The organism is Kosakonia pseudosacchari (assembly GCF_015167415.1).
Lineage (GTDB): Bacteria > Pseudomonadota > Gammaproteobacteria > Enterobacterales > Enterobacteriaceae > Kosakonia > Kosakonia pseudosacchari.
Map to the genome: position 1 here is coordinate 3,746,731 of NZ_CP063425.1, position 22,119 is coordinate 3,768,849.

Below are 22,119 nucleotides of genomic sequence, written 5' to 3' on the forward strand. Positions count from 1 at the left end.
GAATATTAATCGCCTAAAATCAGCGGGCGATCATACAGCACAATATGTTGCGGATTTTGCGGCGAGTATTTCACGGTCGTGCCGTTGCCCTCGGCAAAGCGCACAACTTCACGGCTATCCAGGAACTGAAACACGCTCGCCTGCACCATCTGCCCCTCGCGGGTTTTGAAGCGCAACACCAGTTCACAATAGACAGAGCGTCTGTCCATCCAGTTGGTGCGTTTAAGGGCAATAATATCGGCGTTCGCACCGATGCCGTGTTTCATCACATGGGCTTCGATAAACAGCTGGCGGATCCAGCGCGTCGCGTAATAAAGCAGAAATGCCGCCAGGGCGGCAACGACGGTAAAAACAACATAGTCCAGATGGTACGGCATAAGGTTATTTCCTGGCTCACCAAAGCTGATTTTAATCGCCTAAAATTAAAGGGCGATCGGACAGTGCAATACGCTTAGGATCGTTTGGATCGTACTTAAGTGTGACACCATTTCCGGGCTCAAATTGCATAACGTCTTCTGCCGCTAACGGGCGTTCAAGACTCGACTCAACCTCAACACCTTCACGCGTTTTAAATTTAAAAGTCAGCCTGTAAACGGGTAGCCCTCCCTCAAAGGAACCAGCACGACTCCTGGAGACAATAGTAGCTCCAACGCCAACACCATTTTTACGCACATCTGATTCCATCATTGTTTGTCGAATACCCGGTATCACCATCGAGCCGACCATGATCAAAACCCGAATGGCGACAACAGCGATAAAGAGGTAAACGAGATACATCCATCTGAATTCCATTTTACAGCTCCATCATTTTAAACTATTAGCGTTAAAGCCTTAGAACTCCACCGCAACGCTCCGGACTCTAGTAAAACCCCAACCTGCTTGTAATCCAACGGCACATTTTTCTTTTCAAAAGCTTTAGGTGATGCACTGTGTGCTCCTTCCTTTGATTATCTACCGGGAAGTACCAGTAAAGTGTAGATAATCAAATACCGTATATAATGACCAACTGCTGCGCGGTGTGTATACCTTAAGGAATAGCAATCCATTCTGATGTTGCTCATGCGGTGTTAAGACGTTGGTTAATCTACCTATGCGTTCCTTTGCTCTGGCCACTGCCAGTCCAGCAAGTCTCCGTTAGACAATCGCTCGTGTTACATCTCTGTCAGAGCTGACATCAAGTAGGTAAAGCCCCCATGTCATTGCTTATATCAAAAGTGTTTGTTAAAGAGTGAAAGTGGGCATCGCATGCGTGTTAGCTCCGATATCAGTGCTATCCAGTTCTTTACGCTTTGTCCCAACCAGTCTAATTTCTGCGCAATAAAGGTGCCTCCGCCATCAACGCTCTTTAAACGCTTTTAGAATCAGTGCGGCTGGTATTTTTTCCGCTAATGCCGCCTTCAAAAAAGCAGTAACGGTTCACTCTTGCGAGTAGATGAAGTTACAAATCGCTGTTTTGGTGGATTGTTGTTGCGTGGATAAAAGCAATGACTGCCATCTATTCCCCTCCTAAACATCATGATGGTAGGATATTTTACTGCTTCCGCTACGTGTAACGTTTTTTCCAAAAACCTTGTCGTCATAGGTGTTCTATGGTATTTGATTCCCCTATACAAAACAGGCAGTTTGATGCAAGAGGATCGATAATGAAGGTAGGAAAATACTGTATCATTTCTGATAAAGCGGTTATCCGGGATAACGTGTCAATTGGTGACTTTGTGACCATTAATGATAATGTGATTATTGAAGAAAACACCGTAATTGAATCCTATTGTGAAATTGGTGTTGCTAACAAATTATCAGGTGGCGAACAATTAAGAATCGGTAAAAACTCACACATCCGTTCGCACAGCGTTTTTTATGAAGGGTCTACATTTGGTGATGGTTTAATAACCGGACATCGGGTTACTGTTCGTGAAAAAACTAACGCTGGCAAAGGCTTTCAGATTGGCACGCTTTCCGACATCCAGGGACACTGTGAGATTGGTGATTACGTAAGAACCCACAGTAATGTTCATATCGGTCAACACAGTAAGATTGGTAATTATGTCTGGATCTTCCCTTATGTCGTTCTTACCAATGATCCACATCCACCAAGTGATGTTTTATTGGGTGCTACCCTCGAGGATTTCGCAGTAATTGCAACCATGTCAGTGATCTTACCAGGAACTCATGTTGCTCAGGGTTGCTTAGTCGGTGCTCATTCCTGCCTATCAGGCAAAACCGAAGCTGACATGATTTATGTGGGAAACCCCGCTCGTTGCGTTGGGCCAGCAAGCAGGCTGAAACTTAGAGATGGGTCTCGTAAGCCTGCCTATCCCTGGAGGAAACATTTCTCCAGAGGTTATCCTCAGGAGGTCGTTGAACAATGGCTCAAGGAAGTTAATTAAATGTACAAACTTGAAGATTTGCACGTGGGAATGTCTGCATCCTACTCACAAACTATCACTGACGCCGATATTAAGAGCTTTGCCGCCCTGTCAGGAGATCGTAACCCTGTGCATATGGATGAAGAGTATGCAGCCTCTTCTCGTTATAAAAAACGTATCGCACACGGGATGTTTAGCACAAGTTTCTTTTCTGCTCTGTTTGGAACTAAACTTCCTGGAGAAGGTTGCGTTTACGTAGCTCAAAACACGAAATTCAGGAAACCCGTTTATATCGGAGATACTGTTGTTGCTACAGTTGAGATTAAAGATATCGACATTGAAAAAAGGCGTATATTTTTTAACACCTACTGCAAAGTAGGGAATTCAAAAGTGATTACTGGCGAAGCTGAAATTTATATGCCATTATAAAAACACTCCCACATAATTGTGATTATTAAAATACAAATATACGGGGGTATATTATTCTGATTCCTCCGTTATATAATTTATGGCGCAGCTCAAATATTTACCATATTCAGTGCATCAAGCTTATACATTTCGCCTGTTAAGTAAAAGCTAGCATCTTCTATTACATCGTCCGTCTTCGTCTTTTTGATAGTGTTATTTCTATAACTATCAATGGACAACCAAGAAAATACCAAACCGTTATTACATTAATTTATAGAATGTTCAGCTAACGGTTCCGGGTATTTATTTCGCTGTTTCATACACAAAAGCTTACACAGAATACTCACTTTGACCGGCTTATAGATAAGAATAATCTGAAGTTAAAATAATGCTCAGTATCGCGGAGTCACACATGCACGAAGCCAATAACGTAGCAATCATCGCAGTTCATGAAGCAACCGAGTTCTCACAAGCCCGTTCGACAGTTGTTATTGGCGGGGTTCGCTACAAATATCATCGTTCCAGGCCTGGTGCTGGAAGCTGCGGTACAAATCGATTCACGCCATTATCTGCTGTTTCTCACCGACGGTATTATTTTTGAAGAGCGGCTGACCATGGTGTTGATAGATATCAATCATGGTGTGAAAGAGATTGTGCGTATTGGTCAGGCGTGGGCTAGCGGCTATTTTGAGAATTTGTCGGTCAAAGAGGAGGAAATAACCTTTCACTTTCTCGGCGAAGCCGAATGGAGGGTAAAAATATCCCTCACAGCCCGTCTGCGTTTTCCTTTCTTTGCCGATCCGCCAGCCGTTCACCGCGCACCGGGCTGGAAAAAATACCTCACCATCGATTGCCTAAAATAAAGATCCGCGCGCAAGCACCTAAGCCAAACACCCACGTTCATTATTTGTTCGCTTTTTCGTCATAAAACGATCATCACCCGTGCTCTTAATGGTCGCCAGTTTAATGAAAAATCCGGACGACTTATGAACAGCGCGTTGGCAGAAATCTCTGAAGACCACTATTCGTCTCTGCATCAATTAAACACGGTGCCGAAGCAAAAGGTGCTGAGCGTGAAGAACTTACGCAAAGCCTATAACGCGCACCAGCCTGTGCTACACGACATCAGTTTTGATCTGCACAGCGGTGAGATGGTGGGCGTGATTGGACGCTCCGGCGCAGGGAAATCCACCTTGCTGCATGTACTAAACAGCACACACAGCGCCACCGCTGGCGAGATTTTAAGTTTCCCGGAAGTGGGCACACCGCGCGATGTCACGCACCTGAAAGGCCGCGCACTTAACCAGTGGCGCAGCCAGTGCGGCATGATTTTCCAGGACTTCTGCCTGGTGCCGCGCCTCGATGTACTAACCAACGTGCTGCTCGGCAGGCTGAGCCAGACGTCGACGCTGAAATCCCTGTTTAAAGTCTTTACCGATGAAGACCGCGCCAGAGCAATCGCCTTGCTGGAGTGGCTGAACATGCTGCCGCATGCCTTGCAGCGTGCCGAAACGCTTTCCGGCGGGCAGATGCAGCGTGTCGCCATTTGCCGCGCGCTGATTCAAAACCCCTCTCTTTTACTGGCGGACGAACCTGTCGCGTCGCTGGATCCGAAAAATACCCAGCGCATCATGGGCGTATTACGCGAAGTGAGCGAGCAAGGCATCAGCGTGATGGTGAACCTGCACTCGGTGGAGCTGGTGAAAGAGTATTGCACTCGCGTTATCGGCGTTTCCCAGGGACGGATCATTTTTGACGATCATCCCTCCCGGTTAACGCAGGACGTGCTGCAGGCGTTGTACGGCGATGAAATCAGTCAATTGCATTAATTATTCCTTCCAATGAGACGACACAGGCAATGACAATGAAAAAGCATATTTCTGGCGCATTACGTTTATCGGCTTTGATGACAGGACTTCTGCTGGCATGGCAGGCGGCCGCTGAGCAGCCGAAGGAATTAAATCTGGGGATTTTGGGGGGCCAGAACGCAACCCAACAAATTGGTGATAACCAGTGCGTGAAAGAATTTCTGGATAAAGAACTGCACGTGGACACCAAGCTGCGCAATTCGTCTGACTATTCGGGCGTGATTCAGGGTCTGCTGGGCGGAAAAGTCGATGTGGTGCTGAGCATGTCGCCCTCTTCTTACGCCTCCGTCTATATTAATAACCCGAAAGCCGTGGATATCGTCGGTATCGCGGTGGATGACAAAGACAAGTCGCGCGGTTACCACTCGGTGGTGATTGTGAAAGCCGACAGCCCGTACAAAAAACTGGAAGATCTGAAAGGCAAAGCGTTTGGCTTCGCCGATCCGGATTCCACCTCCGGTTACCTGATCCCGAACTACGCCTTCAAACAGAAGTTTGGCGGTAACGCGGATAATAAATACAACAACTTCTTCTCCAGCGTCACCTTCTCCGGTGGTCACGAGCAGGACATCCTCGGCGTGCTGAACGGTCAGTTCGCTGGCGCTGTAACATGGACTTCAATGGTGGGTGATTACAACACCGGCTACAGCGTCGGGGCGTTTAACCGCCTGATCCGCATGGATCACCCGAATCTGATGAAAGAGATCCGCATCATCTGGGAATCGCCGCTGATCCCGAATGGCCCGATTCTGGTGAGCAACAGCCTGCCGGCGGATTTCAAAGCCGAAGTGATTACCGCGGTTAAAAAACTGGATACCGATAACCACGCCTGCTTCGTGAAAGCGATGGGCGGTACGCAGCATATCGGTCCCGGCAGCGTGGATGACTTTAAACAGATTATCGAGATGAAACGCGAACTGGTTAGCGCGCGTTAATCCTTCGCCGCATCGATTCTCCGGCCCCTGCGTGAAAACCAGGGGCTTTTATTCGCGGGTCATACAGGATCTACTGCTACGCATGAACATGTCGAATACGCAGTTTGAGCACTACTATCAACAAGTCCGAATGCGCCAGAAGCGCGACACTGTCGCCTGGTCGCTGGTGCTGCTGGCGCTCTATTTCGCCGCCGGTAACGCGGCAGAATTCAATCTCGCCACCATCTGGCATTCGCTGCCGAACTTTATGGATTACATGCTGGAAACGGTGCCGACACTGCACTGGCCGGTGCTGTTTGCCGACAGCCACACCAAAGGCTCGCTGGCGTACTGGGGCTACCGTTTGCCGATCCAGCTCCCGCTGATTTGGGAAACCCTGCAACTGGCGCTGGCCGCAACGCTGGTTTCCTTCGTTATCGCCGCCGTGTTGGCCTTTCTGGCTGCGGGCAACACCTGGTCTCCTCCGCCGGTACGCTTTGCCGTGCGCACGCTGGTCGCCTTTTTACGCACGATGCCGGAACTGGCGTGGGCGGTAATTTTCGTGATGGCGTTTGGCATCGGGGCGATCCCCGGATTTCTGGCGCTGGCGCTGCACACCGTTGGTAGCCTGACCAAGCTGTTTTATGAAGCGGTCGAGAGTACGCATGACAGGCCGGTGCGCGGGCTAGCCTCCTGCGGCGCGACACATTTACAACGCATTCGCTTCGCGTTGTGGCCACAGGTAAAACCGATTTTTCTCTCTTATGGCTTTATGCGCCTTGAAATTAACTTTCGCTCCTCGACCATTCTTGGGCTGGTCGGCGCAGGCGGCATTGGTCAGGAGTTGATGACCAACATCAAACTCGACCGTTACGATCAAGTCAGCATCACGCTACTGCTGATTATTATCGTCGTTTTCGTGCTTGATACGCTCTCTGGCCGCTTGCGCCAGTGGGTACTGGAGGGGAAAAAGTGACCAACTGGCAAGCCGTACCGAATGTGGAATTGAGCCGCAAATTAAACCGAAAACTGTTCCAGACGCAGGGGCGTTATCTGCGCCGCATTGGCCTGATTGCCCTCGCCGTAGTGCTCTATTACGTGTGGTTTTTTATGCAGTTCGGCATTCCTGTTGAACAGGCGTTGACCGGCATGCAGCAGATTGGCCGCTATATGTTGCGGATGTTCGTCTGGCACGATTTCCTCAACTGGCCGTTTGGCTATTATTTCACGCAGATTGGCATTACGCTGGCGATTGTCTTTGCCGGAACCCTGACCGCCACGGTATTCGCGCTGTTGTTATCGTTTTTTGCCGCGCGCAACATCATGAAAGGCGGCATTGCGGGCGTTATCGCCTTTTTCGTGCGCCGCCTGTTCGATATGTTGCGCGGTATTGATATGGCGATCTGGGGGCTGATTTTCGTGCGCGCCGTCGGGCTTGGGCCACTTGCCGGGGTGCTGGCGATTATCATGCAGGACACCGGCCTGCTCGGTCGGCTGTACGCCGAAAGCCACGAAGCGGTGGATCGCTCACCAGGACGCGGCTTAACCGCCGTGGGCGCAGGAGGTTTGCAGAAACACCGTTTCAGCACATTTACCCAATCTTTCCCGACGTTTCTGGCGCTGAGCCTGTATCAAATTGAGTCCAATACCCGCTCGGCGGCGGTGCTCGGTTTTGTTGGCGCGGGCGGGATTGGTTTGATTTATGCCGAGAATATGCGGCTGTGGAACTGGGATGTGGTGATGTTTATCACCGTTATTCTGGTGGCGGTCGTCATGCTGATGGATAGCGCGTCGGCCTGGCTGCGCCGACGCTATATTACCGGCAAAACAGTGCCGCTGTTTAAGCCGGAGTAAGATGCCGGGGCCTCAATGCCCCGGCAGGTTAGCCATAATAAATTTTCGCGTTTACATATCCTTTTTTAGTTTGTCCCACTCGCCCTCCACTTTGCTTTTGAAGGTGGCTTGTTTGTCCTGTTTGCAGGCTTCAATCACGGCGGGCGTCACCGTTTCAATCCCCTGAACATCCACCACCGCTTCTTCAGGTTTGTCCTTACTATTTAAGGCTTCAGCAATGCCGATGGCCGTTGGCTGGAAAGAGGCTTTCAGCGCGAGAAAATCCTCACATGTCCAGCTATTCACCGGTTTACCTTTATCGGCTGCCTGTGTCGCAGCGGAAACCAGCAGCAAGCTGCCAACGATGATGCTAACGGTTGTTTTCATTCACTTCTCCTTATTAATGACTCATATCATTGAAAAAACTGCTATTCCTTAGGGGCTAAATGATGCGGTGAACGCGCGCGTGGATGGATAAAGAAATGTCCTTTCGGCGCATTATCCGTGGTGATGGCGACCAGGGTCACAGTGCCTTGTTTACCGCGCTTGTCATGCAGCGCGTAGACCAGAAAGGGGAGGATCAGCACAATCACAAAACAGATAACCAGCAGCGTGATGTACTTCTCGTCGGCGCTTTCGCCGCCAATCGAGGCCGGTGGATAAAAAGAGACGATAAAGGCCAGTAGCGAAACCAAAAAGCCCAGCCCCGCCACCGCGAGGCGGAATCCTTTGGCACCGGGAATATGAAAAGTGCGCTTGAGGCGTGGCTGTTTGCAAATTAACTGCATATAGCCCAGGAACAATAAAAAATAGCTACACAGATAAATCACCACCGTCAGCGTCAGCGCGATCAAAAAGGACATATTGCTGCCGCCCCCCGAGTTGGTGAGCACCACCAGCGCAACGGATGTCAGCAACAGTTGGCTCACCACCAGCGTTACCGGCACGCCGTTTTTATTCACGCTGGCGAATGACGCAGGCAATATGCCTCGCTGGGCGGTGACATACATGCCGCGAGACGGGCCAACAATCCATGAGGCGATCTCCGCCAGCACACCCAGTACCAGCAGAGCAGCAATTACTTTTACGGCCCATGAAAGCCCTGCACCGTAATGGGTAATTAACACGCTGAAGGTTTGCACAACCCCGGCAGAAAGGTTGATCTCGTTATGTGGGATCACGGTCGCGACAGACAAGCCGCCAATCGAACTGAGGCAAATCGCGGCGATCATCAGCAGGATCATGGCCAGCGGATAGTCGCGCCCGGGGTTGTTCATTTCGTTAACATGCGTAGCCGACGCCTCGACGCCCATATAACTCAGAATGAACGCCACAAAAACCACCAGCGTACCGAGCCGGGTGAAGTCCGGGACAAATGTCGACATATCAAAGGTGATGGCCAGCGGCGCACCGCTAAGGAGGTAAGTAATAGCCAGCACCACGAGGATAGCCGCAGGCAGCAGGATGCCGGCGAAGAAGCCCACTTTAGCGATTTGCGCGGTATATTTCGTGCCGCCAAACTGGGTAAACGCCAGCCCCCACAGAATGATTAACGCGGCGATGGTTTTCGTCAGCGGATCGCTGTTCAGCGCTGGCCAGTCAAGGATATACGCCAGCGCGCCCAGTACGAAGTAGAGCATCGGGATAAAACCGATCGCGATTTGCAAATAACCAAACGAAATCGCCGCAAACCCCCAGCGTTCGCCCAGCGTTTTTGCTACCCAGGTAAAGATCCCGCCCTCTTCCCAACCTTCAACCGTGGCCATTTCAGCCGCACACAGGCCAACCGGGATAAACCATAAGATGCCGCCCAGTAATAAGAAAAAAACCAGACTGAAACCCGATGTCGCAAACGTCGGGTATTCATACACCGCCATCACCATGGATGCGGTGATCGCAAAAAAACCCATCATGGATAATGTCTTAGCCGGCACACTTTTGTTCACCGCCTCCATGGCACTTCTCCTTTCATAACGAGGCTTTCCAGGCCTCAGGCGTGATTAAAACCACTGGCTTCTTCCGCGCTGAGCGGGTTGATGACCGGATGCCGGGAAAAGTAGTCAAGTGCGCGCTTAATATCGTCCACCAGCAAGCTGGCGAGATCATGGCTTACGCCGTGGCGCACCAGCACCCTTTGAATAACCAAATCTTCGCGATGGGCTGGCATTGAATAGGCGGGCACTTGCCAGCCACGGCTGCGCAGGCGATCGGCAAGGTCATAAAGGGTGTATCCGCCAATGGCTCGCTCGGCGCGCAGCGTCCACGCCAGCGCGGGAATGCCTTGCTGACTGTCGCCATCGAACAGGATTTTGAACGGCCCAAGCTTGTCGATTTCCCGCGCCAGATACTGCGCTGTCTGGTAACAGGCGTGATGAATATTCGTGTAGCCTTCCCGCCCCAGACGCAGGAAATTGTAATACTGGGCAATGACCTGCCCGCCAGGTCGTGAAAAGTTGAGGGCGAACGTCGGCATGTTGCCGCCGAGGTAGTTAACATTAAAAATCAGTTCTTCCGGCAAATCGGCGGCCTCGCGCCATACCACCCAACCGGCGCCCAACGGCGCAAGACCGAATTTGTGACCAGAGGCATTAATGGATTTCACCCGTGGCAGGCGAAAATCCCACACAATATCCGGCGCGCAAAACGGCGCCAGAAACCCGCCGCTGGCACCGTCCACATGGATGGGAATATCAAGACCGGTTTCCTGTTGCAGATTATCCAGTGCCTCATGCACAGCTTTTACCGGCTCATACTGGCATGAGAAGGTGACGCCCATCGTCGGGACAACGCCAATGGTGTTCTCATCCACCCGCTTGATCACCTCTTCGGCGTTCAACACTAAACGCTGGCCTTGAAGGGGAATTTCACGCAGCTCAACATCAAAGTAGCGGGCAAATTTATGCCAGCAGATTTGCACTGGCCCGCAAATCAGGTTTGGTTTGTCAGTAGGTTTGCCTGCGGCAGCCTGCTTTTTTCGCCAGCGCCATTTAAGCGCCAGGCCGCCAAGCATTGCCGCTTCTGATGAACCAATTGTCGAGCAGCCGAGCGTGTTTTCCGCCTCCGGCGAGTGCCATAAATCGGCCAGCATATGTACGCAGCGAGACTCAATTTCGGCCGTTTGCGGGTATTCGTCTTTATCGATCATGTTCTTGTCGATAGACAAATCCATCAATGTGCGAATTTCATCATCGACCCATGTCTGGCAGAAGGTTGCCAGATTTTGTCGTGAGTTACCGTCAAGCATCAATTCGTCGTGTACTGCGGCAAAGACATTCCGCGGATCCTGTTCTTTCGCGGGGAAGTGGTGTTTTTCCAGGGACGAAGATAATTCCAGTGAGGCGTAAATATCATCTATGCCAGGATATTGCCCATCCATGTGCCCTCTCCTTTATGGGTGCATTCGCTCATTCGTTATGACTGAGAAAGCTATAAACCCTGCTTTTTATTTTTTCAAACCAATGGAATTTCCTTACCCAATCATTAAATGAATAAAAACGGCACACCATTAAGCTGATTTTAAAAGAAAAAAACATTAACAGGCGAAATGCATATTTATTTACAGGAACAGGTAACCTGCTGATATAAATAACCACTCTGATTTCCTTAATTTATATTTTATGAGATGAATTCAGATCTTATATGGCTGCAAATCGTTATTTTTCGACTGCATATAACTCTCTTTATCTGATATATCTTTTATGTTCCGCACAGAATTCGCCCCCATAACAAGAGTTAAAAAAATCGTTGAACAGACAAAACGCCATTGATTTGCTAAACCGTTTTAGTTAATTTTTAGCAATACTATTTGTCAGGAGAAAAGCATGTCAGCCAGAGTCTGGTGTCTGGGCGATGCCGTCGTGGATTTACTGCCGGAAGCACCGGGGCATTTAATGCAGTGCCCCGGTGGCGCACCGGCGAATGTTGCGGTCGGCGTTGCGCGGTTGCAGGGAAATAGCGGGTTTATCGGCCGCGTCGGTGACGATCCGTTTGGTCGTTTTATGCAACAAACGCTGTCCGCAGAACAGGTCGATACTACGTTTATGCACGCCGATCCGGCGCATCGCACCTCCACGGTGGTAGTAGCGCTGGACGATGACGGTGAACGTTCGTTTACCTTTATGGTACGCCCCAGCGCCGACCTGTTTCTTGCCGAAAGCGACCTGCCAGCATTTCAGCGCGGCGAATGGCTACACTGCTGCTCAATTGCGCTGGCGGCAGAACCGTCGCGATCCACCACCTTCTCTGCCATGCAGCGGGTACGCAGCGCGGGCGGCTTTGTCAGCTTCGATCCCAATATCCGCCAGGATCTCTGGAAAGATGCCACGCAGCTTCGCCGCTGCCTGAGCCAGGCCTTAACGCTGGCCGATGTGGTGAAACTCTCTGAAGAGGAACTGGCGTTTTTTTCCGGTTCCACGCAGTTGGAAGCCAGCATGCAAGCCATGGCGACGCGTTATGCCATCAGCTTGCTGCTGGTGACACAAGGAAAAGCGGGCGTAACCGCCTGGCACAGCGGCAAAATTTTCCACTACCCCACGTTGCCGGTGGTGAGCGTCGATACCACTGGCGCAGGCGACGCCTTTGTCGCCGGGCTGTTGTGGGGGCTGGCGGAGCACGGCCTGCCGGACTGTGAAGCGCAGTTGTCCGCGCGGCTTGCCAGCGCGCAGATCTGCGGCGCGCTGGCGACCACCGCCAAAGGTGCCATGACCGCCCTGCCATATCACCACCAGCTTATAGAGCAGTGCCGCTGACCAGCCGGGCTTGCCGCTTCGTTTTGCGAGCCGTCTCACATTCACTAAACCGGTTTAGCAAATTTCATTGCGCGGAGAAAATGGGCTTGATTATGATTCGAAGCCTAAACCGGTTTAGCAAAATAACTCTGTGATGATGGCTCTTCCTTAGGGATGCAAAAAGATGAAAAAAAGCACGCTCGCCGTAACCCTTGGTTTGATATTAAGCGCCGGTGCCGCTCACGCCGCCGACCCCAGCATGAGCAGCATCGAAGCGCGTCTCGCCGCACTGGAACAGCGCCTGCAAGCCGCAGAACAGCGCGCTAAGGCCGCCGAAAACCGTGCGCAGGCTGCCGAAAAACAGGCACAGCAGCTGGCCGCCGCCCAGCAAAAAAACCAGACTGCCACCGCCCCGGTTGAGCAGCGCATCGCCAAACTGGAACAAAAAGCCGCTGACGAAGGCGGATTTGAGTTCCACGGTTACGCCCGCTCCGGCTTGCTGATGAACAACTCCGCCGCCAAAACCCAGGGTGGCCCAACGGTGACGCCTGCGGGCGAAACCGGTGGTCACATTGGTCGTCTGGGGAATGAGCCGGATACTTATGTTGAGATGAACCTTGAGCATAAACAGACGCTGGCGAACGGTGCGACCACGCGCTTTAAAGTGATGCTCGCCGACGGGCAGCGCACCTATAACGACTGGACGGCCTCCTCAAGCGATCTCAACCTGCGCCAGGCATTTACTGAAATCGGCCATCTGCCAAGCTTCAGCGGCGCGTTTAAAGATTCCACCGTCTGGGCCGGTAAACGCTTTGATCGCGACAATTTCGACATTCACTGGATCGACTCCGATGTGGTATTCCTCGCCGGGACCGGCGCGGGTGTTTACGACATGAAATGGAGCGACAACGCGCGCAGCAACGTCTCGATTTACGGGCGTACTTTTGGCGATATCGAAAACAGCGAAAACACCGCGCAGAACTACATTCTCTCGCTGAATAACTTCTACGGTCCGGTGCAGTTGATGGTGAGCGGCATGCGCGCCAAAGACAACGACGACCGCCTCGATCTCGACGGCAACAAAGTGAAGAGCGATGCGGCGAACACCGGTGTGCACGCCCTGCTCGGCCTGCATAACGACAGCTTCTACGGCCTGCGCGAAGGGTCGGCGAAAACCGCGTTGCTGTATGGTCACGGCCTGGGCGCGGAAGTGAAATCGATCGGTTCCGACGGTGCGCTGCTGCCGGAAGCCAACACCTGGCGTCTTGCCAGCTATGGTATTACGCCGCTCGGCGGCGGCTGGCATATTGCCCCGGCGCTGCTGGCGCAGACCAGCAAAGATCGCTATGTCAAAGGCGACAGTTATCAATGGGCTACCGCCAACGTACGTCTGATTCAGGGCTTTACCGAAAACTTCGAAATGCAGTATGAGGGCAGCTACCAGTACATGGATCTGCGCCCGGAAGGTTACAACGGCCGCAACGCGGTCAGCGGCAACTTCTACAAACTCACCGTCGCCCCAACGCTGAAAGCCAGCGATGTGGGTGAATTCCTTAAACGCCCGGAAATCCGCCTGTTCGCCACCTGGATGGACTGGGATCATCGTCTGGATAAATATGCGAGCTCCGATGCCTTTGGCAGCGACGGCTTCAAGGCCGGCGGCGAATGGAACTTCGGGGTACAAATGGAAACCTGGTTCTGATGAAACGGCTCCTTCGGGGGCCATTTTTGCCGGTTAGTCCCACAAAAACGATAAAACAGAGGTTTTTATGGATTTTGCACAAATTTCCCGGTCGCTACTGCCGCTACTGGGAGGCAAGGACAATATTGCCAGCGCCGCGCACTGCGCGACACGCCTGCGCCTGGTGCTGGTGGAAGACGCGAAAGCGGATACTACCGCGATTGGCAAAGTCGACGGCGTAAAGGGGTGCTTTCGTAACGCTGGTCAGTTGCAGATTATCTTTGGTACAGGCGTAGTGAACAAAGTCTACGCCGCGTTTATTGCCGAAGCCGGGATCAGCGAAACCAGTAAATCGGAAGCGGCAGACATTGCCGCGCGTAAACTGAACCCGTTCCAGCGAATCGCCCGTTTGCTCTCCAACATTTTCGTGCCGATTATTCCGGCGATTGTCGCCTCCGGTCTGCTGATGGGCCTGCTGGGAATGGTGAAAACCTACGGCTGGGTGAACGCCGACAACGCGCTCTATATCATGCTCGACATGTTCAGCTCGGCGGCGTTTATCATTCTGCCGATCCTGATTGGCTTTACCGCCGCGCGCGAGTTTGGCGGTAACCCGTACCTCGGCGCAACGCTGGGTGGCATTCTGACCCACCCGGCGCTGACCAACGCCTGGGGCGTGGCGGCCGGCTTCCACACCATGAATTTCTTCGGCATTGAAGTGGCGATGATCGGTTACCAGGGCACAGTATTTCCGGTGCTGCTGGCAGTGTGGTTTATGAGCCTGCTGGAAAAACAACTGCGCCGCGTGATCCCGGATGCGCTGGATCTGATCCTCACGCCGTTCCTGACGGTGATTATCTCCGGCTTTGTCGCCATGTTGATTATCGGCCCGGCGGGTCGCGCGCTCGGCGACGGCATCTCCTTTGTGCTCAGCACGCTTATCACCCACGCCGGATGGCTGGCCGGTTTGCTGTTCGGCGGCTTATATTCGGTGATTGTGATTACCGGCGTACACCACAGCTTCCATGCTATTGAAGCCGGGCTGTTGGGTAACCCGTCGATTGGCGTTAACTTCCTGTTGCCAATCTGGGCGATGGCAAACGTGGCGCAGGGCGGCGCGTGTCTGGCGGTATGGTTTAAAACCAAAGACGCGAAGATTAAGGCGATAACCCTGCCCTCGGCGTTCTCTGCCCTGCTCGGCATTACCGAGGCGGCAATTTTCGGTATCAACCTGCGCTTTGTAAAACCGTTTATCGCCGCACTTATCGGCGGCGCGGTCGGCGGTGCGTGGGTGGTGTCGGTGCATGTCTATATGACGGCGGTTGGCCTGACCGGCCTGCCTGGAATGGCGATTGTGCAAGCCAGCTCGCTGCTGAATTATATTATCGGCATGGCTATCGCCTTTAGCGTCGCCTTTGTCATCTCTTACCTGCTGAAATACAAAACGGATTCTGAATAATGGCTTCACAACCGCTGCTACCCGCCATTTTACAGGCGGTGATGAAAGGTCAACCGAAGGCGCTGAATGACAGCCACTACCCTGGCTGGCATCTGGCACCCGCCACCGGGCTGCTCAACGATCCAAACGGGTTTATCCACTTTGCCGGGCGCTACCACCTGTTCTACCAGTGGAACGCGCTGGGCTGCCAGCACCAGCACAAGTGCTGGGGGCACTGGAGTTCAGCGGATTTAGTGCACTGGCAGCATGAACCTGTCGCGTTGATGCCCGATGAAGAGTACGACCGCAGCGGTTGTTATTCCGGCAGCGCCGTTGATAACAATGGCGTCCTGACGCTTTGTTATACCGGCAATGTCAAATTCGACGACGGCACGCGCACCGCCTGGCAATGCCTGGCGGTGCAAAACAGCGCGGGCGGCTTCGACAAGCTCGGTCCGGCTATCCCGCTCCCGCACGGTTACACCGGCCACGTGCGCGACCCGAAAGTGTGGCGCCACGGCGACTATTGGTACATGGTGCTGGGCGCACAGGATCTGCAATTACAGGGCAAAGTTTTACTGCTGCGTTCCGAAAACCTGTGGAACTGGCAAAACCTCGGCGAAATCGCCGGTAGTGGGCTGGGCGGGCTGGGTGACGCGGGTTACATGTGGGAGTGCCCCGACATGTTCACGCTTAACGGCAGTACGTTTTTAATCTGCTGCCCGCAAGGCCTGCCGCGCGAAGAGAAGCGCTATCTGAACACTTACCCAAGCGCTTATTTAAGCGGTCAGCTCGACTACGCCAGTGCACATTACCAGCACGGTGACTTTCATGAACTGGACGCCGGGTTTGAGTTTTATGCTCCGCAAACCACGCTCAGCGCCGACGGACGCCGCCTGCTGGTAGGCTGGATGGGCGTGCCGGATGGCGAAGAGATGCGCCAGCCGACCATTACCAACGGTTGGATCCATCAGATGACCTGCCTGCGCGAGCTGACCTCCCGCAATGGAAAACTGTATCAGCAGCCTGTCAAAGAGTTGCAGGCGCTGCGCGGTGAGCAGCAAGATTATCGCGGCGTGGCGCACAAAATGCCCACGCTGAGTGCGCAGCGCCTGGAACTGGTGCTGGAAAGTGCGGGCGAGGTGACACTGAATTTCGCCGATACGCTGATCCTCGAATGGCATCGCGATGAGCTGCGCCTTGCACGCCGCAGCCTGGAAAACGGCGCATGGCTGTACCGTTACTGGAACGGATGTGCGCATAAGTTGCAGATCCTCTGCGATCACTCAAGCATAGAGATCTTTATCAACGATGGCGAAGGGGTGATGAGCAGCCGCTACTTCCCGGCCCATCCGGCGCAATTAACCCTGACGGGAGACGCAGAAGTGCGGGCCAGCTACTGGTCGTTACGTGCTTGCATGGTAGAATAAGTGCTTGTTTCCTTAACCGATGCACAACCGTGAGAAAAACAAAACGCGTTACCATCAGTGATATCGCCGCGCTGGCGGGCGTCTCGAAAGCCACCGCCAGCCTGGTGCTTAACGGCCGCGGCAAAGAGCTACGCGTGGCGCAGGAGACGCGCGATCGCGTGCAGGCCATCGCCCAGCAGCATCATTACCAGCCGAGCATTCACGCCCGTCTGCTGCGTGAAAACCGCAGCCACACGCTGGGGCTGGTGGTGCCGGAAATCACCAACTACGGTTTCGCTGTTTTTTCTCACGAGCTGGAAAATCTCTGCCGCGAAGCCGGTTTGCAACTGCTTATCTCCTGTACCGACGAAAACGCCAGCCAGGAAACGGTGGTGGTCAACAACCTGGTCGCACGCCAGGTGGACGGGCTGATTGTTGCCTCCAGCATGCAAAACGACACCGACTATGTGAAGCTCAGCGAGCAGTTGCCGGTGGTGTTATTTGACCGACATATCAATGACACCCAGCTCCCTTTGGTTATCACCGATTCGCTGACGCCGACCGCCGAATTAGTTGAACGCCTGGCGCGCGCCAACCCTGATGAAGTCTACTTTCTTGGCGGGCAACCGCGCCTGTCGCCCACCAAAGACCGCCTGGCCGGGTTTATGCAAGGGCTGGAGCGCGCCGGTGTTACCCCGCGACCGGAGTGGATTATTCACGGTAATTACCATCCAAGCAGTGGTTATGAGATGTTCGCCGCTCTGTGCGCGAAACTGGGTCGCCCGCCCAAAGCGCTATTCACCGCTGCCTGCGGCCTGCTGGAAGGGGTGCTGCGTTATATGAGCCAGCACCATATGCTGGAAAGCGATATTCACATTGCCAGCTTTGACGATCACTATTTATATGATTCGCTGACGCTGCCGATTGACACGGTGGAGCAGAATGTCCCGCGCCTCGCGCAGGACTGCTTTGATATCATCACCCGGATGATAGAAGGCAATGAACCGGCTTCACCACAGCGCGTGCTGCCCGCCACGCTGCGCTTTCGCCACCCCGCCTCATAAGAAAATATTCCCCTTCAGCCCTCTCCTGTTTGCTCTATTTTTAACCATGCAGCCCGACTGGCGGCTTCACACAAACAGGAGAGAGCAATGAGCACATCCCTTTACAGTAAAACCCCGTCGGTCGCGGTGCTCGATAACCGTGGCCTGACGGTGCGCGACATTATCTGGCACCGACATCCCGATACGCCGGACACCACTGACGAACGCATTACTCGCCATCGGTTTGATGCACGCGGGTTTCAGACACGCAGCGCCGATCCGCGTCTGTACGATATCGGGCTGGCGAACGTTATCTGGCTAACGGATCTGAACGGCGATGTGCTGCGTACTCAGAGCGTCGATGCAGGCATCACTATCAGCCTGAACGATGCCAGCAGACGCCCGTTTAACTCGGCAAGCAATATTCGCACCGCTGACAACGGCGCTGAAGACCGAGGCCAGGCGGTGCTCCGCCGCTGGCAATATGAAGACCTCCCGATGCCAGGACGCCTGCTAAGCGTGGCTGAGCAGATGGCTGGCAAAGCAGTACGTATTACGGAGCGCTTTGTATATGCGGGCAACTCGGAGGCGGAGCAGGCGCTGAACCTCGCAGGCACATGTCTTAGCCACTATGACCCGGCAGGGCTGCTTTCGACCAACAGCGTTTCACTGAGCGGCGTGCCGCTTTCTGTTACCCGCCAGTTGCTGCCTGATGATGCAGAAGCCGACTGGCAGGGCGCGGATGCGTCTGCATGGAACGACCTGCTGGCGGGCGAAACCTACACCACGACCAGCACGGTGGATTCCGCCGGAAATGTACTGACCACCCGTGATGCGAAAGGCAATGTTCAGCGCGTGGCGTATGATGTGGCGGGGCTGCTGAAAGGCAGCTGGCTGGCGGTGAATGGCGGTTCAGAGCAGATAATTGTTAAATCCCTGAGCTACTCCGCCGCCGGGCAGAAGTTGCGCGAAGAGCACGGAAACGGTGTGGTCACCACGTATTCCTACGAAGCCGAAACCCAGCGTCTGGTGGGTATCAAAACTGAACGCCCGACAGCCGCGAAAGTGCTGCAGGATTTGCGCTACGAGTACGACCCGGTGGGGAACGTGCTGGTTATCACTAACGATGCCGAGGAGACGCGTTTCTGGCGCAATCAGGAAGTGGTTCCCGAAAACCGCTACGCCTACGACAGCCTGTACCAGCTTATCAGCGCGACCGGGCGCGAAATGGCGAACGCGGTGCAGCAGGGCAACAGCCGGCCTGATTTCTCCTCTTATGACGACGCCACCTACACGAACTATTCCCGCACGTACACCTACGATAACGCCGGTAATCTGACGAAAATTCAGCACAGCGCGCCCGCGTCCGGCAATAACTACACGACATCAATAACAGTCAGCGACCGCAGCAACCGCGCAGTGCTCAGCACGTTTACGGAAAATCCGGCGGATGTCGACGCGCTGTTCACCGCCGGCGGTCAGCAGAAACAGTTGCTGCCCGGTCAGTCGCTGGTATGGACACCGCGCCAGGAATTACAGCAGGTCACTCCCGTCACCCGTGACGGCACAGCCGATGACAGCGAAAGCTACCGTTACGACGCAAGCAGCCAGCGCATCGTCAAAACCACCTCACAGCTGACCGGCAACACCACGCAGACAAAACGGGTGATTTACCTGCCGGGTCTGGAGCTGCGCAGCAGCGCAACCGAAGAATTACAGGTGATAACCATCGGCGCAACCGGACGCGCGCAGGTACGGGTTTTACACTGGGAAAGCGGACAGCCTGACGGCATCAGCAATGACCCGATTCGTTACAGCTACGACAACCTCACCGGCAGCAGCAGCCTCGAAGTGGACAGCAGCGGCGAGCTTATCAGCCAGGAAGAGTATTACCCCTACGGCGGCACCGCGCTGTTTGCCGCGCGCAGCCAGCTGGAGGCGGATTACAAAACCATGCGTTATTCCGGCAAGGAGCAGGACGCAACCGGGCTCTACTACTACGGCTACCGCTATTACCAGCCGTGGGCGGGGCGGTGGCTGAGCGCAGATCCGGCGGGAACGGTGGATGGGCTGAATCTGTTCAGAATGGTCAGGAATAACCCTGTGACGCTGGAGGACGACAATGGGCTGGCTCCGGGTAATAGATATGTCTATTTCCCCTTTTTGGATGAAGCAAGAGTTTCACGTTTAATAAAAGGGACTTACACCAGAACGGAAAAAAATAAATGGGCTTTAATAACTGTTCTTAAGCCAGAGGACGAAGATAAATTCACCGATCTTGTCGAGGCATTCTTCTCTCATTTACCTGAAAGCAGTGAGGAACTTAAAGAAACCATTTTATTCAATACAACAAACGATCTGCAGGATATGGGTGAAAATGACCAGTTAATTATTAATTCACACGGAATTCCTGCCAGTGGTTATTTTTATGGCGAGCAGACAGGAAAATCATTTCCTCAAATTTCGGCTAGTGAGGTGGCTCAAACTCTGGTCACTGATTTTGAACTCCCCGCAACGGCAAAAATTAAGGTCAGTGCCTGTTATAGCGCCCAAGGTAAAGGTGAGCATATTGTTATTGATCATACGATAAAAACGAGTGAGAAGACGCTTAAAATCATTGAGAAAAACAGGGGGCTGTTCTCTGCATCTTTGGCCGGAAAGCTGGAAGAAAGTCTACTTGAATTACAACCCCAAAGAAAAAAAGGGAATGTTTATGGATATTTAGGCACGACTGTTTTCTACCCCTTTAAACAGGAAAATATCACTATTTTAGAAAACGGCAAGTTTGTTAAAAGGCAAGCCAGAGCAAAGCCCTCTTACTTTAAAAAGGAAATTTTAACTCCAGAGGGAAATATTGAAGTTAAAGAGACAAAAATAAAAAGGAGTCTTACGCGAACCAATGCATATGGAACGCATGCTGAGCAGCGCTGATATATTTTTGCTGCTGTAAACAGAAAATGATATTTTCCCCATCGCCTTAGGTAAATTTCACTCTTAAAGGAGAAACCTGAAAACAGGTTTCTCCTTTTCATTACCGCTTTTGTTACTCACTTATCGAATCGCGCTTTCAGGTTCATAGCTACTCATTAAACACCACGCCTTTGGCGGGTTGCTGCAATTTCCCTGGTGCCTGTAACGAACCACAACTGTTGGGCTGCGGGGCGTTTTCCATCACCCCGTGCACAAATTTCAGTTCATCGTCGAAAGCGACGTTAACCACACCGTTATGCGTAATGCCAGGATACGTTTTCCACTCCACCGCATTGCCACCCGCGCAGAGCGCGGCGATAGCGGCATACTGGTGGTGCGGTGACAACGTATGATCGGCAAGCCCGGTTGCGGTAAACAGCGGCGCAGGAAAGGTTTTCACGGGCATATCCGTTACCGCAAGCAATGTTGACCCCACCTGGTTTGTGCCACCGATAAACACCGTGGCGCCAGTGAGTTTTTCGCGCCGCTCATAGCGCCCCAGTTCCGGCATACAGGATGTTCTGGCGAGCGCCAGCATCTTTGCGCCTTTCTCAGTCACCCATTTTTCCGCTGGCGGTGCACCGTCCGGCAGCGAACCGCCAATGATGCGCAGCAGCGTAAAGCGGGCAGGATCGCGCTGCCCTGGCCGCGCAGGCCCCGGTTTGACCGGGCCATCCGGAAACGTGGCGACCACACCGGTAGCAATGGTCGCGCGAAGCTGAAGTCCCGGCGCGTAATCCGGCGCGAGCAGGCTGGCCCCAAGCGATGCGCCGGAGCCTTGCGACTGACCGCTAATCACCAGATTATTTGCTACCTGCGGCGTGCTGTTGAGCACCGCGCGCACGCTATCCAGCACCGAACGCCCTTCTGCTTCCCAGTTCATATACGGATGCGGACCAGGCTCGCCAAGCCCCTGATAATCGGTGGCGACGACGGCAAAACCGTGCTTCAGCCACTGGTCGATATAGTGCGCATCTCGCGGGGTCGGGTTAGTCCAGGAAGGCGCACAGCTATCGGCCACGCCCAGCGTACCGTGCGCCCAGGCAACAAGCGGCCAGCCGCCTTTTGGCGCTTGTCCTTTCGGCAACCACAGCGTACCACTGACCGGCACGATGCCGGCATTCCAGCGTTTATCCTGCGAGGTATAAAGAATGCGCGCGATCTGGCTGGCATCGGTAATGTCCGGCTGACCGGGAATTGGCTCTTCACGCAGCATCACGCCGGGTTTATCGGGTAACGTGCCATCCCAGATATAAAACGGGGAAAGCGTTTGATCACCTGCCGCCGGCCCAACCGGCAACGCATTGCTCCAGGCGTTCGCGCCGTTGACCCACATGGTAAGAGCGCAAATCGCATAGTTGAGACGGCGGCAAACGTTCACGTTTTTCTCCATAGATAGCGGGATGTTAGCCGTCAGTAAACGAAGTTGGCGGCAAGAATTCAAACCGAAAGTGTGAGTAAT

Annotated in this window: 19 protein-coding genes; 13 read left to right on the forward strand and 6 right to left on the reverse strand. The window is 53.3% G+C overall.

What is annotated here, in order from left to right:
- Window positions 1-5: 5 nt before the first annotated feature.
- Together IP581_RS17675 and IP581_RS17680 are read right to left on the reverse strand one after the other, a co-directional pair.
- Entirely contained in the window at window positions 6-377 is a 372-nt protein-coding gene (locus IP581_RS17675; RefSeq protein ID WP_193821006.1) for a DUF3592 domain-containing protein, read from the reverse strand.
- Between the two features lie 31 nt (window positions 378-408).
- Complete coding sequence (locus IP581_RS17680) at window positions 409-792, reverse strand: DUF3592 domain-containing protein (protein ID WP_193821007.1); 384 nt, start codon at window positions 790-792, stop codon at window positions 409-411.
- A gap of 851 nt (window positions 793-1,643) precedes the next feature.
- Here IP581_RS17680 and IP581_RS17685 point away from each other — a divergent pair.
- From IP581_RS17685 to phnE (IP581_RS17715), 7 genes are all read left to right on the forward strand, one after another.
- The gene (locus tag IP581_RS17685) at window positions 1,644-2,387 is read left to right on the forward strand and encodes an N-acetyltransferase (RefSeq protein ID WP_193821008.1); all 744 of its coding nucleotides are present in this window, start codon (window positions 1,644-1,646) and stop codon (window positions 2,385-2,387) included.
- Entirely contained in the window at window positions 2,388-2,795 is a 408-nt protein-coding gene (locus IP581_RS17690; RefSeq protein WP_193821009.1) for a MaoC family dehydratase, read from the forward strand. It abuts the gene before it with no gap.
- A gap of 428 nt (window positions 2,796-3,223) precedes the next feature.
- Complete coding sequence (locus IP581_RS17695; protein ID WP_193821010.1) at window positions 3,224-3,637, forward strand: hypothetical protein; 414 nt, start codon at window positions 3,224-3,226, stop codon at window positions 3,635-3,637.
- A gap of 123 nt (window positions 3,638-3,760) precedes the next feature.
- The gene (gene phnC, locus IP581_RS17700; protein WP_193821011.1) at window positions 3,761-4,603 is read left to right on the forward strand and encodes a phosphonate ABC transporter ATP-binding protein; all 843 of its coding nucleotides are present in this window, start codon (window positions 3,761-3,763) and stop codon (window positions 4,601-4,603) included.
- Window positions 4,604-4,638: 35 nt separating this feature from the next.
- On the forward strand, window positions 4,639-5,577 hold the full coding sequence (gene phnD / locus IP581_RS17705; protein WP_193821012.1) for a phosphonate ABC transporter substrate-binding protein: 939 nt from the start codon (window positions 4,639-4,641) through the stop codon (window positions 5,575-5,577).
- Window positions 5,578-5,659: 82 nt separating this feature from the next.
- The gene (phnE, locus tag IP581_RS17710) at window positions 5,660-6,532 is read left to right on the forward strand and encodes a phosphonate ABC transporter, permease protein PhnE (protein WP_086873737.1); all 873 of its coding nucleotides are present in this window, start codon (window positions 5,660-5,662) and stop codon (window positions 6,530-6,532) included.
- Window positions 6,529-7,410 (forward strand): phosphonate ABC transporter, permease protein PhnE, encoded by an 882-nt coding sequence (gene phnE, locus IP581_RS17715; protein WP_193821013.1) that lies wholly within the window; start codon window positions 6,529-6,531, stop codon window positions 7,408-7,410. The genes phnE (IP581_RS17710) and phnE (IP581_RS17715) overlap by 4 nt, the downstream gene beginning before the upstream one ends.
- A 51-nt stretch (window positions 7,411-7,461) precedes the next feature.
- On the opposite strand, the gene hdeA is transcribed toward phnE (IP581_RS17715), so the two are convergent.
- Genes hdeA through IP581_RS17730 form a run of 3 tightly spaced genes read right to left on the reverse strand, consistent with a single transcriptional unit; the run spans window position 7,462 to window position 10,765 of the window.
- On the reverse strand, window positions 7,462-7,776 hold the full coding sequence (hdeA, locus tag IP581_RS17720) for an acid-activated periplasmic chaperone HdeA (protein WP_017459357.1): 315 nt from the start codon (window positions 7,774-7,776) through the stop codon (window positions 7,462-7,464).
- Window positions 7,777-7,817: 41 nt separating this feature from the next.
- Complete coding sequence (gadC, locus tag IP581_RS17725) at window positions 7,818-9,344, reverse strand: glutamate:gamma-aminobutyrate antiporter (RefSeq protein ID WP_193821014.1); 1,527 nt, start codon at window positions 9,342-9,344, stop codon at window positions 7,818-7,820.
- Window positions 9,345-9,379: 35 nt separating this feature from the next.
- Entirely contained in the window at window positions 9,380-10,765 is a 1,386-nt protein-coding gene (locus tag IP581_RS17730) for a glutamate decarboxylase (RefSeq protein WP_193821015.1), read from the reverse strand.
- A gap of 445 nt (window positions 10,766-11,210) precedes the next feature.
- On the opposite strand from IP581_RS17730, the gene IP581_RS17735 reads away from it, so the two are divergent.
- The 6 genes from IP581_RS17735 (at window position 11,211) to IP581_RS17760 (ending at window position 20,618) form a co-directional block, all read left to right on the forward strand.
- Window positions 11,211-12,137 carry an aminoimidazole riboside kinase gene (locus IP581_RS17735; protein ID WP_193821016.1) on the forward strand — a complete coding sequence of 309 codons (927 nt, stop codon included), beginning with the start codon at window positions 11,211-11,213 and terminating at the stop codon, window positions 12,135-12,137.
- 163 nt (window positions 12,138-12,300) lie between these two features.
- The gene (locus IP581_RS17740; RefSeq protein ID WP_193821017.1) at window positions 12,301-13,818 is read left to right on the forward strand and encodes a carbohydrate porin; all 1,518 of its coding nucleotides are present in this window, start codon (window positions 12,301-12,303) and stop codon (window positions 13,816-13,818) included.
- Window positions 13,819-13,885: 67 nt separating this feature from the next.
- Window positions 13,886-15,256, forward strand: coding sequence for a sucrose-specific PTS transporter subunit IIBC (locus IP581_RS17745; protein ID WP_086873731.1), 1,371 nt, complete (start codon window positions 13,886-13,888; stop codon window positions 15,254-15,256).
- Window positions 15,256-16,665 carry a sucrose-6-phosphate hydrolase gene (locus IP581_RS17750; protein WP_193821018.1) on the forward strand — a complete coding sequence of 470 codons (1,410 nt, stop codon included), beginning with the start codon at window positions 15,256-15,258 and terminating at the stop codon, window positions 16,663-16,665. Before IP581_RS17745 ends, IP581_RS17750 begins: the two co-directional genes overlap by 1 nt.
- Before the next feature lie 29 nt (window positions 16,666-16,694).
- Window positions 16,695-17,708 (forward strand): substrate-binding domain-containing protein, encoded by a 1,014-nt coding sequence (locus IP581_RS17755; protein WP_086873729.1) that lies wholly within the window; start codon window positions 16,695-16,697, stop codon window positions 17,706-17,708.
- A gap of 87 nt (window positions 17,709-17,795) precedes the next feature.
- On the forward strand, window positions 17,796-20,618 hold the full coding sequence (locus tag IP581_RS17760; RefSeq protein WP_228007780.1) for an RHS repeat protein: 2,823 nt from the start codon (window positions 17,796-17,798) through the stop codon (window positions 20,616-20,618).
- A 148-nt stretch (window positions 20,619-20,766) separates the two neighbouring features.
- On the opposite strand, the gene IP581_RS17765 is transcribed toward IP581_RS17760, so the two are convergent.
- A complete protein-coding gene (locus IP581_RS17765; protein ID WP_193821019.1) occupies window positions 20,767-22,038 on the reverse strand; it encodes a lipase family protein in 1,272 nt (423 codons plus the stop codon).
- Window positions 22,039-22,119: the final 81 nt, after the last annotated feature.

Bases quoted from the DNA above. Each gene is read 5' to 3' on its own strand.
- IP581_RS17730 (WP_193821015.1), bottom strand. From the start codon at position 10,765: ATGGATGGGCAATATCCTGGCATAGATGATATTTACGCCTCACTGGAA.
- gadC (WP_193821014.1), bottom strand. From the start codon at position 9,344: ATGGAGGCGGTGAACAAAAGTGTGCCGGCTAAGACATTATCCATGATG.
- phnD (WP_193821012.1), top strand. From the start codon at position 4,639: ATGAAAAAGCATATTTCTGGCGCATTACGTTTATCGGCTTTGATGACA.
- IP581_RS17745 (WP_086873731.1), top strand. From the start codon at position 13,886: ATGGATTTTGCACAAATTTCCCGGTCGCTACTGCCGCTACTGGGAGGC.
- IP581_RS17760 (WP_228007780.1), top strand. From the start codon at position 17,796: ATGAGCACATCCCTTTACAGTAAAACCCCGTCGGTCGCGGTGCTCGAT.
- hdeA (WP_017459357.1), bottom strand. From the start codon at position 7,776: ATGAAAACAACCGTTAGCATCATCGTTGGCAGCTTGCTGCTGGTTTCC.
- IP581_RS17740 (WP_193821017.1), top strand. From the start codon at position 12,301: ATGAAAAAAAGCACGCTCGCCGTAACCCTTGGTTTGATATTAAGCGCC.
- IP581_RS17750 (WP_193821018.1), top strand. From the start codon at position 15,256: ATGGCTTCACAACCGCTGCTACCCGCCATTTTACAGGCGGTGATGAAA.
- IP581_RS17735 (WP_193821016.1), top strand. From the start codon at position 11,211: ATGTCAGCCAGAGTCTGGTGTCTGGGCGATGCCGTCGTGGATTTACTG.
- IP581_RS17685 (WP_193821008.1), top strand. From the start codon at position 1,644: ATGAAGGTAGGAAAATACTGTATCATTTCTGATAAAGCGGTTATCCGG.
- IP581_RS17680 (WP_193821007.1), bottom strand. From the start codon at position 792: ATGGAATTCAGATGGATGTATCTCGTTTACCTCTTTATCGCTGTTGTC.
- IP581_RS17695 (WP_193821010.1), top strand. From the start codon at position 3,224: ATGAAGCAACCGAGTTCTCACAAGCCCGTTCGACAGTTGTTATTGGCG.
- phnC (WP_193821011.1), top strand. From the start codon at position 3,761: ATGAACAGCGCGTTGGCAGAAATCTCTGAAGACCACTATTCGTCTCTG.
- IP581_RS17690 (WP_193821009.1), top strand. From the start codon at position 2,388: ATGTACAAACTTGAAGATTTGCACGTGGGAATGTCTGCATCCTACTCA.
- IP581_RS17675 (WP_193821006.1), bottom strand. From the start codon at position 377: ATGCCGTACCATCTGGACTATGTTGTTTTTACCGTCGTTGCCGCCCTG.
- phnE (WP_086873737.1), top strand. From the start codon at position 5,660: ATGAACATGTCGAATACGCAGTTTGAGCACTACTATCAACAAGTCCGA.